Raw genomic sequence first — 15,967 nt, forward strand, 5'->3', positions numbered from 1 at the left:
TGAACCTGTGGGAGCGGGCTTGCTCGCTATGGCGGGGGCACAGTCAACATTGATGTCGCCTGACACACCGCTTTCGCGAGCAAGCCCGCTCCCACATGGATTGCGTTTGACTCTCCAGGGCTCAAAGCCCCGCCAATTCCCGCAGATTCGCCAGCGTCTGTACATCGAGCGGGATGCCTTGAGCACCAGACTTGGCGCGCTGCTGGTGACGCCGATCACCCGGTAAACGCTTGAGCCCCACACCGTGCATCTGCCGGACCAGTTCCTGGCTGCGTTCGGCAAAGTTCTGCCCCGCCGACTTGCTCGGATCGATCACGATCAGCAGTTGACCGGTCCAGGGGGTTTTGGCACCCGGATGGTTCGACCAGTCGAACTCGAAAGAAAAATTGCCGCCGGTCAACGCCGCCGCCAACAGTTCCACCATCATCGACAGCGCCGAACCTTTATGCCCGCCAAATGGGAGCAAGGCGCCACCCTCGAGAATCGCTTTCGGGTCCTGGGTCGGCTGGCCCAGGCTGTCCACACCCATGCCTGCCGGCAAGCGCTCGCCTTTGCGGGCAGCGATCTGTACATCGCCATGGGCAATGGCGCTGGTGGCGAGGTCGAAGACGATCGGATCACCGTCGGCCCTGGGCGCGGCGAAGGCAATCGGGTTGGTTCCGAACAGCGGGCGATCAGCGCCGTGCGGCACCACGCAGGTCATGCTGTTGACCACACTCAGTGCCACCAGCCCTTCTTCGGCAAACGGCTCGACGTCCGGCCACAAGGCGGCGAAATGGTGGGAATTGCGGATGGCCAACACCGCAATACCGGCGCTGCGGGCTTTTTCCACCAGCAATGGCCGCGCCGCCGCGAGGGCCGGCTGGGCGAAACCATTGCCAGCATCGACCCGGACAAACCCCGAGGCCACGTCCTCGACCACCGGCACGGCCTGACCATTGACCCAGCCGCTCTTCAGCGTCGACACATAACCGGGAATGCGGAACACACCGTGACTGTGAGCCCCGTCGCGTTCGGCACCGGCGCAGTTGAGGGCCAGGGTTCTGGCGACGTCGGCTGAGGTGCCATGGCGCTGGAATATCTGCTCGAGCAATAGAACGAGCGCGTCGAAATCAAGGGTTTGGGTGTTCGAGTTAACGGCCATTTCAGGCGATGCGGTCATCTGAAGCTCCGGTTTTATTATTGGGTATGGGCAACAGGTCAAACGAGGTTGCGGGCAACCCGAAAAAGTCGTCGATTAAGCGCTGTTTTACCGGCGTCCTGTCAAGCCTCCAGCAAAGGATCGAGTCAAGCAATATGTACCGCACCCGGGCTTTGCATTGGCCCTACTGTTTTCCCTCGACCCAGCAACCTGCGATCACCATTCATCGCAGCCCATCGAGGACAAACCATGACTGCTCCCCCGCTGCCGTATTTTTTCGACGAGGCAGAACGTGCATCCAATGCAAAACAACCCGGCGAGCGCGAGAAAGCGCTGAACTTCACCCTTGATGACCTGAAATGGTTGAAGGGTGGTGTTTATCTCGCCACCCACGAGGCTCGCACAACCCAAAAGGCTGCGATGCAGATAGATCGGCTGATGTTGCAGATGTCCACCGGACCCGACATTCCATTGGCCGGCGCGTTTTGCATGAGTCGTCCCAACAAAAGCGAAGTCATCCTCTATACACCCTGGAAAGGCCTCGTCAAATTCGCGGACATGACCGACCTCACAACGCAACTCGAGAGATGGCTGAGCCAGGCCAGCGACCAGCAGGCGCTGCTGCGTTACCTCTCCATCGAACAGCGTTCGACTGCATCGGCAACCACGGGTTTGACGGTGTCGACGCAAAAGATCGAGGGGGCGGCGTTTCAGGACCAGGAACAGACCCTCGACCGCAACCAGACGCAGAACATCCAGACGATGCTGGCCGAACTGGTGAAAATGCCGTCGCTGCAGTCGATGCTGGACGAGACACTCAAAATCGCCCTGGCCAAGCGTTTTCCCAAACTGGACCAGCGCCGTACACAACTGGACAGTTATATCGACAGCGCTTCTCCCGCCTCCGATACCACCCACCCGCAAAGCCGGCGCAAGCTTTCTTCGCTGTCTTTGAGCGATGCCCTGCTGCACGTCTACCTGACCAATCAGTGGCCGGATGGCGATATCAGAACCTTCTCCAACCCAGGCCACGGTGTGAGCAACCACGCTGACAACCAAGCCTGGGAACGCGAGATAAAAGAGATCGCGCAAAGCTTCACACCCCGCCTGCAGAGTCTGCTCGAAACCTTCTGGAATGCCCCCATGAGCGGCGGGCAGTCCCGTTCCGACTTTTTCGCCGAGAGCCTGCGAGATACCTATCATGTGGATCTTCTGCTAAAGCGTCAGCAAGGTATTTTGACCACCGCTGAATATCTGGAGTTGATGAGCGTCAGCGGAGCCGAGCCTGCCCCAGAACTCCCGCTACGGGTCGAGAAAGTACGCGTCAGCGCGCTCTATAAACATTATGTAGAGCTCGCGTCCACCTTTATGAGCGGCAACTCGGACACCTTGGGCTACCTGTACACCCACTCCTCAGGCATCCAGGCCAGTACCGATCTTACAGCGATAAAAGACACGGCGCTGGCCATGCTCAGAAGCGAGGGTCACGAGGACAATCTGCTCAATTTCATGTCCCTCGACGAACGCGACACCTTCCTTTCGCTTGAGCCGCAGGAGCGTCTGATCATTGGAGAACCGATTACCGGCCAAGTATTTGAGCAACTCATTGAAGATGTCCGCGCCAAGCAACTGCAGAACCTGACATACGCCCTGAGCCGGTACCGGGAAAGCGAGGGCACGCTCAATGTACATGCGTTGCTCGACAAGGCGCTGGATGTACGAGGCCTGATCGACAATCGCCTGTTGACCGGCGATGCAAACGGCCGCTGGAGCACCCGGGCCGATCAGCGTTGGAGTGCGCGACCGGCCACCGTGCGTGCAGAATCGGCAAAAGAACAACTGGCAAGTCTCTCCACCGTCAAGCAGGCACTCGAGCATCAGCTTGATCAACACCCGTCCATTTCGGTTACAACGTTCGCGGCGGCACAAACCCTCGCTCGTTCGTCTCTTGAGCAACTGCAACCCAAGTTTGTGCATACCTTGAGCACCGCATTGCGTAGCGAGCACAAACTGCTGGGCGTCGCCCGCGCGCTTGGGACGACGGAACTGGCGATGATCAAAACACTGTTCGAGACGCCGGTCCGGCTGCAACGCGGTGCTCTGAACGGGTTTCTGCCGGATGTCTTTTCCCTGGCACTCAAGGCCGACGACACCAGTGACGTGCTCAAGCTCGCCAGTTGTTTTGTGCTCACCGAGCGCGGCGGTCAGGACCCGACCCACTCCGGCAAGGCGATTCTATGGACCCCAGCCTCGGGATTCGAAGCCTTTACTTCCCTCACCCCGCTGCTGACAGCATTCAAAAAACGTTTGCAGAGCGAGGACGATCGCCCAGCGATTCTGGAGAATCTCGAAAGAAGCCAGCGAACATCAGGGCGTACCTTTACCCTCGCGCCATTACAGTTGATTCATGAGGATTTTCTGGATCACATACAAAAACCATTCGTTCGGCTGGATCAAATCTCGGTCGAACGCGCCTTGGCCTCCTCACTGCCCGCACCGACTCTGAAAAATCTACTGAACCTGGTGGCATTGCACACACCGAAGACAGGGCTACGTCGGGCAACAGACCTCGCACGCTCTCTGGCGACCCAACAAAAACTTCCGGTATGGTTGGCCAAAGCGTCCATACAGGATCAGGTACTGCATGCAGAACTGCTTCAGCAATACCTGAACAATGCCAAGGACGATAAGGATTACCTGACCGGCGTGCGCTCTCTTGAACGCACGGCACAGTTCGAGTTGAAAAAGCTACTCAAGGCCGATCGACTGGACATTGATCCGGACAACGTCCAGGTGCAGGTTGCCTCGCCCCTGACGTCTGGCGCAAAGACGCTGACGCTGTCGGCTTTTGCATTGACTCACTTTCATGAACTGGACAATGCCGACTTCAAGCTGGTGTCACTCACCTCCACCGCCGTCCCGGCCAAAATGGACAAGCGTTACATCAAGAGCCTGATACGAAAGCTGGATGTCGGCCAGCTTCAGCAAAAAATAGTGACGGCAGCGTTTGCCGAAACCAATACGAGTGCGAAAGCCTCCCGGCAGCTGTTCGCCGCACAATTACCGTGGCAACTGTTGCACTACGCGCATTCGCTAAAACTGCAGGAACGCCTGAGCGAAACCGGGTTCGACTTCATTCGGCAAGTCATGGACATGCCCGATGCAATCGCCCGCGAGGCCGTCGACGGTGCGAATGCGATAATCCGTCCACTTGAGATCCTCTACGGTAAAGGTCTGCCGTCGATCAAAGTACCAGGCATTTATTTGATCGGCCCCAAACCGAACACGGCGGGACCACAGGTGCTTATCGCGCCCTATAGCCCTGGCCATGGAGTGAAGGAATATGAAAACGAACATCTGTTGCTGACGGAGCTCAAGTCACAAGGCCCATTGCAGAGTTGGGTGCGCAACAGTCTGTCGCATACTGACCGCACGCATTACGACAGCCATGTGACCAGTACGACTGCGTCCGGCGAAGTCAATCTGGCCTCCAAACCCATCAGGGGCGATCTGTTCAAGCACCTGTTCAACGCAAATGTCGAATGCCTGGCGCGACTGCTGGGCACCCAATCCTTGAAGGACGCTCAGGGCGACTGGGAAACCATAAAACGCGTATTGGGTGACGCTCCTGAACAAGCCTTTACGTTCCTGCTGGGCAAGCTGGCCTACCCGACTGTCGTGTGGCACAGCTATAGCGATTTCAAGGCGTCTGCAGAGGACCTTCAACAACACAAATGGGGGCCGGCGATAAAGTCCTTTATCAGCGGCATAGCGCAACTGGCGATGTTGCGCCAGTCAATGGAAAGCCAGGCAGAACCCTCGGCGGCGGCAAGTGAGCCTTCCCCCCCTCCAACCAGTGCCAACCTTCAATGGCGGGACATCGCCATTACCGATCCGGTACGCACAGGGTTGCAGAGCCGCGAGCACGTTGATGCCGACCTCGGCTCAATGACCCGGGACGCCACCCTTGGGCTCTACACACACCCGACCACAAAGAAAAAATACGCTCCGGTTGAAGGAAAGGTCTATCCACTCGAAAAACGCGGCAAGCGCTGGCGCATCAGTAGTTCGGGCAGCGATGGCCCCTATGTCGTGCAGAACGCTTCAAAGCAGTGGGTGCGGGAGCCGGAGGACACGCAGGCTCGCCAGTACAGTTTAAGCAAGCGGCTTAAAACATGGTCCGCTGTCCGGGATGGGATGAACGTCGAAGCCAATGGAATGGCCGAAATACGCAGGCTCTTCCCTGTACGGGCCCGGCTGATCGATGAAAGCCTTGACTTCGCGACCACCTATGCCTGGAACAGCTTCCGCAACTTGCAACTGTTGAAAAAAACAGGCGACACAGAGACACCGGTCCATCAACTGATCAAGAGATTTCTAGATGTACCGGCGATATTGCCCGCGCATGTGGCGAAGATAGAGAAAGTCGTAGAGGAAATCCTCAGTGCCCTGGTGGACCCGACGCTCAGGAACGAGAAGTCGAAACGCTTTGTTACTGGAAGAGTTCATGAATACCGGGACATTACATTTGGCTTCACGATCCCCGCCGACCAGGAGAAAAAAATCTATCTGGCAGAGAAGTTTTTTATGCCCTATCTGGATCACTACCGTAATTACCTGACCGATGCCTCTTTCCCGATCCGTGCTCACGCCCGTGCAACGACGTTGATCCACGAGCTGTCGCATGTGATCTGTAACGCGGAGGATATCGTTTATTTGGATTGCGGCAGACCGTTTGTCGATCTGATTGATACCACCACGACCCGTGGCGCCAAGCTGAGCAGGACGTTGACGCAGGCTCAGGAGGCGCTTTCAAACCATACGCCTTTATACGAGCTGTTCACCGTTTTGAATGCCGAAACAAACGTGTGGGAAGACTTTGGTAAAACCAGCCATGAGAACACCGATTATCTACATCAGCAGATTTTGAGCCTGACCGGCAAAAAGACATTGGCCGAAGCACGCACGCATTTCAAAAAGGATGCGACGGCGAGACTGGCGGTCCAACTGGCCAACGCTGACTCCATCGCCTGGCTTATCACTCATTTGGGACGCCAGCTTCACGTCGACACGCCCTGAAACGCGGTGACAGGGCACTGGCGCAACGTCAGTGCCCTGCAAAATAGTTTCGACTTTGATGGGGAAATGCCATGACGGTTGTTCTCGCAGACTTGCCCTCAAGGTTAGAATGCAGGAAATCAGGATGAGTCAATGACCGACCACTCTCTCTCGCAAGCCCAATACGACGCCATCACCGATGCCGCTGCGCACTGGTGTATGCGGCTGCACGCCATCGACTGCACGGCCGAAGAACGCCTGGCGTTCGAGCAATGGCGTGATGCTCATCCGCTGCATGCCTTCGAGTACGAAGCCATGCTGGAGATCTGGGATGTTGCGGGGGATTTACCGCGTCCCGAATCCGCCGCGCCGGCTGTTCGGGTCAAACCGACAACGCCCTGGCGCACCTTCGGTATTGCCGCCACCGTCTGCGCCCTGGCGCTGCCACTGGCGGCGTATACCGGATGGAACCTGGGTTGGCTGCCCAATGCCTATCAGCATTTCGAGGCGACCGAGAATGTTCGTCAGGTCACGCTAAGCGACGGCAGTCAGGTTGAACTGAACCTGGGCAGTGAACTGACGTTCAGCAATTACAAGGATCAACGTCGTGTCACGCTGAAAAAAGGCGAAGCCTTCTTCAGCGTCAGCCACGACCTGCAGCACCCGTTCATTGTCAGGGCGGGCGACGGCAGGATTCGCGTCACCGGCACCCAATTCAATGTCTGGATGTATGAAGACCAGGTCCGCGTGAACCTGATCGAGGGTTCCGTGCTGGTGACCAGTAACGATGCCCTGCCCGGCGACGGTCTACGCCTGGAACCTGCGATGCAGGCACGTTACAGGCACGGCGACTTCACCCCGCAAATCAGCCAGACCTATGCCAACGATCAGTCGCTGGCCTGGCGCAGCGGTAAGCTGGTGCTTGATAATCTGGCGCTGACCGACGCCCTGCCGTTGATCAATCGTTATCTGAACAAACCGGTGATGCTTGCAGACCACAGCACCGGTTCGATTCGCCTCGGCGGTATCTACAACATCAAAGAACTCAATAACCTGGTGGCTTCGCTGCCCAAGGTGCTGCCGGTCTACCTGACCCGCAACCAGGACGGCAATCCGGTCCTCAACTCGATGCCTCAACAAGCCCCAAAAAGCTGAAGGCCGACACCCTGAGGGGTGCGGCCTTCACTTTTTCATTTCAACGCTGTTGCTGTTACTGCGCGGCGATCTTCCCCACCTTTTCGTCCTGCTCGCGGATCGTCTGAGCCTGGTACTGCGGATCAGCCGTGATCTGCTGCTCGGTGAACGGCAACACACTCAACTGTTTCTTCGAAAAGGCCTGTGTCTGGTCCCGGGAATACTTCGACGCCGGGTCGCTGGACAACGAGAATGCCAGCAACCCCTGAACCTGCGGCCCCTTGTCATCGAACGTCACCACCTGCAAATAGCTGGTGCCACTGACGACTTCACGTTTGCCGTCGGTTCTCGGCACGCTTTGAATGGCGTTATACACCCCCAGCGTGCCCGGCCCACCGTGGATCGGCGTTTGCTCCCCGCCACTGCTGGCCACCTGGATATCGCCCCAGCGGCTGTCAGCTTTCAAGCCAAGGGTTTTGATCTTTTCTACCGAGGCCAGCATCGCCGTCCGGACCGCTTTGGCGACTTTCGGCCGTTCGATCGCCAGGCCACGTGGAGTGTGTTGCGGGTCCTTCGGGTCGAACGCCACACGCCAGAGGTCAGGGACTTTCTGCAACGGCACCATGACATTCTGAAAGTGCACAAAGCCCAACCCACTGTCCAGATTCACACGGTGATCCCACGCCTTGAGGCTGGCACACAGCGGCGTCAGCGTCGGCGCATCGGGGCCGAGGTCCGCGGCACAGAATTGCAGCAGGTCCGGCATCACCAGGGCTGCCTGATACACCTGATCGTCCATCACCATGTGTTGCAGATCCGCCGCAGCGACAGGGCCGACCTTGTTCAAACTGCCCAGGCGCTCCAGTGCGAAACGCGAACGCAGCCCCAGTGGCTGGTTGTCCTGACTGATCAACGGCGAGAAACCGGTGAGCGGTTGTGCCGGGTTGGCCATCCAGGCCGAATCGTTGGAGTGCTGCACAAAATCCTTGCGCAGCAGTTGCGGCAATTTGTCTGCCGCATAAATACCTTTTTGCGCGGCGTGCGGGTCGATGTCCCAGGCGCAGGCGCTGTTGGAGCCATCGAGCAGGATCATCTGTAATCCGGCCCGTGGATCGCTGCATTTTGCCAACTTGTCGGCACTGACGTTCGGCACCACCGACAGGTTCATGTAAAGCGTCTGCCCCTGATCGTCCACCGCCAGGGTATTGACCCACGGGATCCCCTGAATCTTGTGCACCGAGGCCTGAAAATCCTTGAGGCTGGCGGCACGGTTCATCGCGGACCACTGCTGCAAGACACGGTCGTTATCCAGGTTGGCATCGCGCAGGCTGTAGGCAAACTGGTTGTTCCAGTCCAGTTTTCCGGGCCATTGCACAATCGGGCCGAATTCCGAGCTATAGACCACATGGGAAATCTGCCGGGTGTGGCCATCGGGTTGCTTCACGTTGACTCTCAGCGTCTGCTTTCTCATCGGCAAGGACTTGCCATCCAGCAAGTAACGGGTCGGGTCCTTTGGATCGAGTTGCAGACGATACAGGGTGAAGTGCTTGGACGAATCCACGGTGTGGGTCCACGCCAGGTGCTGGTTGAACCCGATGTTGATCATGGGCATACCTGGCAACGCAGCGCCCATGACGTCCAGTTTGCCGGGAATGGTCAGGTGCATCTGATAGAAACGCATCCCGCCCACCCAAGGGAAATGCGGGTTGGCCAGCAGCATTCCGCGGCCGTTGAACGAGCGCTCACTGCCGACCGCCACTGCGTTGCTACCGCGATCCAGAGCGAACCGTTGCAGGCGCGAAGCCGCCAGCTGGAACGACGCCGGTTCGCCTGCCACATGAGCGACGGCTTTAGGCGGGGTGGCGCCGGCCAACGCTTCGGCAAACTGCCCCACGCCGCCTTCGACCAGCAGACGGCGGGTCAGCTTGACCACGTCCTGGGGGGTAATCGCGCGCACCCATTCCCCCTGGCATTGCTGCGGCAACCCCTGCACCCGACGCTCTGCCAACGAACGGTTGTAACCCGCCACATAACCTTCGATGAGCTCACGGACTTCAAGCGTTTGCGCCTGCCAGAAGGCGGAGACAGCCTGTGGCGTGTTCAGCCAGCTGAAAAACAGATCGCTGGCCAGGTTCCCGCGCTCTTCGACCGTCAACAGGTCCGGGCCAAAATACCGTGAACGCTCGCCATTGACGGTGACGATCTCATTGGCCAGCAAGCACAGATTGTCCTGAGCGTAGGCATAGCCGATGCCGTAGCCGAGCCCACGCTCGTTTTCGGCCCGAATATGTGGCACGCCGAAACCGGTTCGACGAATGTCGGCCGTCGCTTGCTCTGGCTGGCTACGCGCGTTTGCCGCAAGACTCAGCCCCAGAAACACACCCGCAAGGCTCAACCTTGTTAACTGCCTGGAAATAATCACGCTCGCTCCTGATCGAAAAGACGTCTGACACGCAATGCGCCTCCCCTGAAAACGAAGCAAGCGGCAAAAATTTAAGCCTTTCAGGTCGCCCCACGCCCATCTCACGGGTTGCTGACGTAACGGCGACAAATTTTCTACATACGGTTCTTCATTATTTCCCTGCTCGTTCGTCTTATTGGTTAAGAGCATCCATCACATTGTCCTGATCAGGCTCTGAAAAGGAGTTTTTGCATGTACAACCCGCAACTGCCAACGGACGGTAGCCATGCGCCAAAGAACACCTCGATGGGTTCCGGCGTTTTCAATCAACAGACCGAACGCCACGGCAACGAACGGATCAGGTTTCTGCTCAAAAGCTTTGGCCTGCGAACCAGCCTGATTCGCCTGAAAGTCATCGACGCCTTGCTGACCGCCGCCGAAAGCGACCGCAGCCTGGGCGTGCGCGGCGTGCACAGCCACTTGCTGGACCTGGACATTCCCCTGTCCTTTCTCAGTGTCCGCGAAGTGTTGAAACGCTTGTGCGGTGAAGGCGTGATTACCCTCAACCCAGACAAAAGCTACAGCCTGCATCCACAGGCTGCCGCCGTCCTTTATAGCGAGCCATCCGGCCGGGGGGCGTCGCTCAAGGCTTGACCTTGCGACGCATCACGCCATTGATGACCACCACGACCACCGCCACGCCAATGGCGATGTACTGGAACAGCTTCTCTGTGATGATCCCTGCGTTTTGCAGCCAGGAGAGGCCGAACATGATCCCCAGTACCACCAGGGAGATCAGAATCGAGTATTTCAAACGTTGCGACTGGGTCATTGCGGGTTCCTGAACCAAAAAATGTATCCGGTTTGCATCCGGTTGCTTACCAAGCCTCTACCGTTGCGTGGGAATGAGGGGCTGCAAACGGGGTCTCATGTTACAGCCGATGAAGAGTTTTGACTTCATTGCGGCGATAACCATGAGGATTTTGAAAATGCTCCGTCGAATCACACTGCTGATTCCCCTGCTTGCGCTCCTGACCTTGAGTGGCTGCATCATTTTCCCCCACGGCGGCTGGCATGGCGGCCACCATTATGACCGTGGCGGACCGGGCTACTATCAGCATCGTTAACGTTAAATTACTTTCTTTACGAGTGAAAAACTTACCACTCGCCGAAGAACTTATCCTACAAGCCGTGTACAAATGCCTGCTCTATAGCGGGCATTTTGCTTATAGGACTATTCTTATTCGACTGTAATTTTATTTACAAAGCCCCACTCTTTTTTCCCCTAAACTTCCAGCCAGACACATAACGAAAGGTATGGAAACTTTTAGCCTCAAATAAGCCCATGAAATTATTCATGAACCATGACTACTCTTGGCCTGCTGCCTTATCAAATTACCAGCACCAACAGGAACGTCATGCACAAGCCTTTGATAGATATAAGCCCGCCTCGATTACTTGGGTTTTGTCTTGCAATCACTTTTTTCGAACTTCTGACTTATATGGCCAGCGATATGATCATGCCGGCCATGTTGACTGTAACCCATCAACTGGATGCCACCCCGAACCACGTTCCTTATGCCTTCAATCTTTACTTGATTGGCGGCATTCTTCTGCAATGGCTTATCGGTCCGCTGTCCGATCACTTCGGTCGTCGCACGATGCTGCTCATCGGTTGTGCGGTGTTCTCTCTGGCCTGTGCCTCAGCGTTCCATGTGCAGAGCATCCTTGCCTTCAACGGCTTGCGCCTGATTCAGGGCATGGGGTTGGGATTTGTCATCGCTGTCAGTTATCCAGCCCTGCAAGAAGTTTTCTGCGAAGCCGACGCGGTAAAAATCATGGCGTTGCTGGGGAACGTTGCGCTGCTCTCCCCGCTGCTCGGCCCCCTGCTCGGCAGCCTGGCACTGGAATGGCTTTCCTGGCGGGAGTTGTTTTTAGTGTTGGGTGTCGGCGGCGCGACGGTCTGGCTCGGGCTTTACCTGTTCATGCCGGAAACCGTGGGCACCTTGCGCCATGACGGTCAACAATTGGCTGCTGTGCCCTTTGAATGGGGCGGCACCGTGCGCCGATACGCCGCTTTGCTCACCAACACGCCATTCCTGAGCGCTGCCGTCGCCCTGGGACTCATGAGCCTGCCGTTGATTGCCTGGATCGGCTTGGCGCCACTCTTGCTGATCCAGAGCCAGGGGCTTTCTCCTCTGCAGTATGGCCTGTGGCAAATCCCGGTATTTGCGGCCGTCATTCTCGGCAATCTGATACTCAACCGATTGATTGCCAACACTGAACTGCCCCAACTGATCCGATACGCGCTCTGGCCATTTTGCGGCGGGCTCATTGCCTTGGTCGCCATCACGTTCACCGGCGCTTCAACGGTACTGCTGATCAGTGGCCTGTCGATATATGCCATCGGTCTTGGCATGAGCAATGCCGCGCTGTACCGGCTTGCCCTGTTTTCCAGCGACGACAGCAAAGGCCTGGTCTCGGCCATGATCGGCATGCTCTCCATCGCCGTCATGGGTAGTGGCGGCTCGATTCTCGCGGCACTGGGTGCCGCTGACAGCCTTGAAGCCTTCGCCCTGATGGCCGGTCTCATGGGGCTCTTGTGCCTGTTGCCCTTGCGACTGTTTCTGCGGCGCTCTCACATCGCGCTGGCCGTCTGACACCACCCAATAGGTCTTTTGATGATCCATCTACCCCACACCGATGCGCTTTGCGCGTTAACGCAACCCTATTGTCTGGACTCCGTGCCGGAAGGCCTGTTCGACCGGGCCATGGGCGAAATCAGCCTGTTTCATTGCCATCACACGCCTGGATACGAACGCTGGCTGAACGCCAATGATCTCGATGCCCACGCCCTGGAAACACTGGATGACTGGTCAAGGCTGCCACCGATTTTTGCCAATTACTTCAAACGTCACTTGGTGTTCGGCCCTACAGGCGAAGACGCGCTGGAGCTGACATCGTCCGGCACCAGCGGCCAGAAGAGTCGCATGCGCTACGATCATCGCAGCATGGCCGCGGCACAAGGCATGGTAAGCCACATTTTCCGGCATTACGGCTGGGATACCCCGGACAGCCCCTGCAATTACCTCCTGCTGAGCTACGAGCCCGAGTCTGCCATCACGTTGGGAACGGCCTACACCGATCAGTTTCTTTGCAGCTATGCCCCCGTCAACCGAGTCGTGTACGGCTTGCGCGTCACCGGCAAAGGCCACGAATTCGACCTTTTCGGTGTGATTCGTGCCTTGCAGGAGTTTGCCGAAGAAGGATTGCCCGTTCGCATTCTCGGTTTTCCGGCGTTCCTTTCCCATGCGCTTCAACGCATGGAGGACACCTGTGTGGCCGATTTGCAGTTGCCTGCCCAGTCACTGGTGTTTCTGGGGGGTGGCTGGAAAACCCAGGCAGCACAGGAAATTCCCCTGCATCGGTTGTATGCCCGAATCAACCGGCAATTGGGTATCGACCTGTCCCGCTGTCGGGACGGTTACGGCGCCGTAGAGCATGCCGTGCCCTATATCCAGTGTGCCCACCATCATTTTCATGTACCGATTTACTCGAAGGTTTTCGTGCGCAACCCATCCTGTTTCACGGTCCAGCCATACGGCCAGCGTGGCTTGCTGGAGTTCGTCTCACCGTACATTTCGTCCAGCCCTGCCCATGCTGTGGTCATGGGCGATCTGGCGTCATTGCACCCCGGCACAAGTTGCGGATGCGGCCTGACGACCGATTGGTTCGAGTTGCATGGACGTGCCGGCACCACCACCAGTCGCAGCTGTGCCATGGCCGCTTCAGAACTGATCGGAGGCGTTTGATATGTACCTGATCAATGGCCAGTTGCGTGACGACGTCACCCCGGAAAGCGCCCTGGAACTCCTTCGGAAATCATTGCCTCGACTGCTTTCTTCACCGATCGATAGCGACACCGTCATCGAGTCCGCCGCTCACTTTGCCACGCAGTTGCAAACTCGTAGCCTGGATCTGTCCCTCGACGATGATCAATACCAGGGGCTCATCGATTTCTGCCAACGCAGCAACCTGAGCACTAAACTTGAGCGGGAACTGGGCCAGCAACCGCGTTCGCTGCGACGCATCGATTACCGCCAGCCGAGCTTCGAAAGCTGGCATCCGTTGGGGCTGGTGGTGCATATCACCCCGGGCAATGCGCCGATGCTGGCGTTCTGCGCGATCCTCGAAAGCCTGTTGGCCGGCAACATCAACTGGCTTCGCCCCAGCTCCAGCGATCAGGGTTTGACCGCGCGGTTGCTCGCCGCGCTTGCGCGGTGCGACACCAGCGGCAGACTGGCCGAATTCGTAGCGGTTCTGCCGGTGAACACCTCTTGCATCGCTCAACTCTGCGCCAAGGCCGACGGGGTATCCGCCTGGGGCGCAGAAACGGCGCTTAAAGCGATCCGTCAGCAAATCCCGGCCGGCTGTCGCTGGATCGATTGGGGTCACAAGGTCAGCTTCGCCTATCTGTCACCTGACGCGGCGACCCCTTCGGCGCTCGATGCGTTGGCGGATGAAGTCTGCCTTCTGGATCAACAAGCGTGCTCCAGCCCTCAATGGGTGCTGGTGGACAGCAACGATCCGGTGGTCCTGCGCGACCTGGGAGAACGTCTGGCCGAAGCGTTCAAACGCCGCGCCCTCCACTGGCCGGCGTTGGTGCCGACAGACCAGGAAGCTTCGGAAATCACCACTCGCACTGCCATGGCGCAGCTCGATCAATGCTTCAACCATCAGACCGGTCAGGTGTGGGCCGGTCCCGGATGGCGTGTCATCTGGGAGCATCACCAAACGCTCGCGCCGTCGCCGCTGTTTCGTACGATTCTGCTCAAACCAGTGCCGCGGTCTCTGCTCACCGAAACGCTGCAGCCCTGGCGCGCTGTCCTGCAAAGCTGCGCGTTGATGTGCCCCTCGGCAGAAACCCCCGCGCTCGTTCGAACATTGGTCAATGCCGGCGTCAGCCGCATTGCGTCTTGCGAGTCGATCCATGACGGCTACGCCGGTGAGCCCCACGATGGCGTCTACGCACTGTCGCGCCTGAGTCGCCGTCTATCGGTGAGTTTGCCCCCGGATGTCTTGACGGGCCGTGCAACGCTCGACCCGGTTCCGCCTGTCCCCGACAGGGCCCATGGCCCGATCATGGACAAAGACGCCTTCACGACCCAGCCAATCGGCCCAGAAGCACAGCTGTACTTCCGCTCCGGCGGTAGTAGCGGGACCCCGGCCCTGGCCGGTTTCAGCTATCGCGACTTTCAACGGCAAATGCGTGCCGCAGCGGATGGCATGTTCTGCGTCGGGCTCGATCCGTCACAGGACCGGGTGATGAACCTGTTCTACGGCGGCAACCTCTATGGTGGTTTTTTCAGTTTTTCAAACATTCTCGAGCAGATGGACGTTGTGCATTTGCCCATGGGCGCGCCCCAGGACGATGACTTTAGCGAAGTCGCCCGACTGATCGTGGAGCAGCGTGTCAACGTGCTGATCGGCATGCCCAGTACGCTGCATCGCTTGTTCCTCAAAGAGCAGGCCCGACTTCACGCCTATGCCGGTATAGGCAAAGTATTCCTTGGCGGCGAGCATCCGGGAGAGGCCAGCCGGCGTCTGATGGAAAGCTGTGGGGTGTCGACGATTCGCTCCGCCCTTTATGGCTCCGTCGATGCAGGCCCCCTGGGGCATGCCTGTCGGGCAACGGCGGACGGCGTGTTTCACTTGATGTGCGAAACCCAGCATCTGGAAATCGTTCAGCTCGAACAGGATGTGCCGGTGCAGGCCAATGAGATCGGCCGCCTGCTGTTTACGTCCCGCGCCCGGCAAGGTCAGCACGTGCACCGATATGACATCGGCGACACCGGGCGCTGGATACCTGGAGCCTGCCCGTGCGGACTGGAGACGCCACGATTCGAACTGCTGCAACGGCACGGCAAACTGGTGCGGATTGGCACGGAATTCATTTCCCCTTCGGCGCTGGAACACAGCGTGGCAATACCGATTCAAATTGTTCTGGACCACACCGCCGACGGGACCGAACGAATGCGCGTTCTAGCGGATGCGGACCCCGCCTGGGTACACGAGAGGCTGCTGACTCACGAAGCCTTGGCGAATGCGGTGAGTTCTGCACTTTTAGTTGTGGAAGTGACAGCGTGCGCCGAACACTCATTCACCCGAAACAAACACAGCGGAAAAAATCCATTAGTTATCGACCGACGAAAATAAAAACAAACAACGTTAGC

At 57.9% G+C, this 15,967-nt stretch carries 10 protein-coding genes; 7 read left to right on the plus strand and 3 right to left on the minus strand.

Features of this window, described 5'->3' with window-relative positions:
* Window positions 1-121: 121 nt before the first annotated feature.
* Entirely contained in the window at window positions 122-1,162 is a 1,041-nt protein-coding gene (locus tag AACY49_RS20500) for an Ldh family oxidoreductase (RefSeq protein WP_258695983.1), read from the minus strand.
* A gap of 228 nt (window positions 1,163-1,390) precedes the next feature.
* On the opposite strand from AACY49_RS20500, the gene AACY49_RS20505 reads away from it, so the two are divergent.
* Window positions 1,391-6,220, plus strand: coding sequence for a dermonecrotic toxin domain-containing protein (locus AACY49_RS20505; protein ID WP_339526050.1), 4,830 nt, complete (start codon window positions 1,391-1,393; stop codon window positions 6,218-6,220).
* Window positions 6,221-6,352: 132 nt separating this feature from the next.
* Complete coding sequence (locus tag AACY49_RS20510) at window positions 6,353-7,354, plus strand: FecR family protein (protein ID WP_258695985.1); 1,002 nt, start codon at window positions 6,353-6,355, stop codon at window positions 7,352-7,354.
* A 55-nt stretch (window positions 7,355-7,409) separates the two neighbouring features.
* Here the strand turns inward: AACY49_RS20510 and pvdQ are convergent, their stop codons facing one another.
* The gene (gene pvdQ, locus AACY49_RS20515) at window positions 7,410-9,755 is read right to left on the minus strand and encodes a bifunctional acylase PvdQ (RefSeq protein WP_339526053.1); all 2,346 of its coding nucleotides are present in this window, start codon (window positions 9,753-9,755) and stop codon (window positions 7,410-7,412) included.
* Between the two features lie 231 nt (window positions 9,756-9,986).
* Between pvdQ and AACY49_RS20520 the strand changes: the two genes are divergently transcribed.
* Window positions 9,987-10,388: a fe2+ zn2+ uptake regulation protein gene (locus tag AACY49_RS20520; protein WP_258695987.1), complete on the plus strand. Its 402-nt coding sequence runs from the start codon at window positions 9,987-9,989 to the stop codon at window positions 10,386-10,388.
* On the opposite strand, the gene AACY49_RS20525 is transcribed toward AACY49_RS20520, so the two are convergent.
* Complete coding sequence (locus AACY49_RS20525; RefSeq protein ID WP_223486845.1) at window positions 10,378-10,566, minus strand: hypothetical protein; 189 nt, start codon at window positions 10,564-10,566, stop codon at window positions 10,378-10,380. The two genes, AACY49_RS20520 and AACY49_RS20525, sit on opposite strands and share 11 nt — an antisense overlap.
* Before the next feature lie 157 nt (window positions 10,567-10,723).
* Here AACY49_RS20525 and AACY49_RS20530 point away from each other — a divergent pair, with 157 nt between their 5' ends.
* The 4 genes from AACY49_RS20530 to AACY49_RS20545 all read left to right on the plus strand — a co-directional run bounded on the left by AACY49_RS20530 (window position 10,724) and on the right by AACY49_RS20545 (window position 15,950).
* Complete coding sequence (locus AACY49_RS20530; protein ID WP_258695988.1) at window positions 10,724-10,861, plus strand: hypothetical protein; 138 nt, start codon at window positions 10,724-10,726, stop codon at window positions 10,859-10,861.
* Between the two features lie 291 nt (window positions 10,862-11,152).
* Window positions 11,153-12,394 carry an MFS transporter gene (locus AACY49_RS20535; protein ID WP_339526056.1) on the plus strand — a complete coding sequence of 414 codons (1,242 nt, stop codon included), beginning with the start codon at window positions 11,153-11,155 and terminating at the stop codon, window positions 12,392-12,394.
* Window positions 12,395-12,415: 21 nt separating this feature from the next.
* Window positions 12,416-13,546 (plus strand): LuxE/PaaK family acyltransferase, encoded by a 1,131-nt coding sequence (locus AACY49_RS20540; RefSeq protein ID WP_258695990.1) that lies wholly within the window; start codon window positions 12,416-12,418, stop codon window positions 13,544-13,546.
* A 1-nt stretch (window position 13,547) separates the two neighbouring features.
* Window positions 13,548-15,950, plus strand: coding sequence for an aldehyde dehydrogenase family protein (locus AACY49_RS20545; protein WP_339526058.1), 2,403 nt, complete (start codon window positions 13,548-13,550; stop codon window positions 15,948-15,950).
* The last annotated feature ends 17 nt before the right edge of the window (window positions 15,951-15,967 follow it).

Source organism: Pseudomonas sp. EL_65y_Pfl2_R96, from assembly GCF_963970905.1.
Lineage (GTDB): Bacteria > Pseudomonadota > Gammaproteobacteria > Pseudomonadales > Pseudomonadaceae > Aquipseudomonas.

Bases quoted from the DNA above. Each gene is read 5' to 3' on its own strand.
- AACY49_RS20525 (WP_223486845.1), bottom strand. From the start codon at position 10,566: ATGACCCAGTCGCAACGTTTGAAATACTCGATTCTGATCTCCCTGGTG.
- AACY49_RS20520 (WP_258695987.1), top strand. From the start codon at position 9,987: ATGTACAACCCGCAACTGCCAACGGACGGTAGCCATGCGCCAAAGAAC.
- AACY49_RS20540 (WP_258695990.1), top strand. From the start codon at position 12,416: ATGATCCATCTACCCCACACCGATGCGCTTTGCGCGTTAACGCAACCC.
- AACY49_RS20530 (WP_258695988.1), top strand. From the start codon at position 10,724: ATGCTCCGTCGAATCACACTGCTGATTCCCCTGCTTGCGCTCCTGACC.
- AACY49_RS20510 (WP_258695985.1), top strand. From the start codon at position 6,353: ATGACCGACCACTCTCTCTCGCAAGCCCAATACGACGCCATCACCGAT.
- AACY49_RS20545 (WP_339526058.1), top strand. From the start codon at position 13,548: ATGTACCTGATCAATGGCCAGTTGCGTGACGACGTCACCCCGGAAAGC.
- AACY49_RS20500 (WP_258695983.1), bottom strand. From the start codon at position 1,162: ATGACCGCATCGCCTGAAATGGCCGTTAACTCGAACACCCAAACCCTT.
- AACY49_RS20505 (WP_339526050.1), top strand. From the start codon at position 1,391: ATGACTGCTCCCCCGCTGCCGTATTTTTTCGACGAGGCAGAACGTGCA.
- AACY49_RS20535 (WP_339526056.1), top strand. From the start codon at position 11,153: ATGCACAAGCCTTTGATAGATATAAGCCCGCCTCGATTACTTGGGTTT.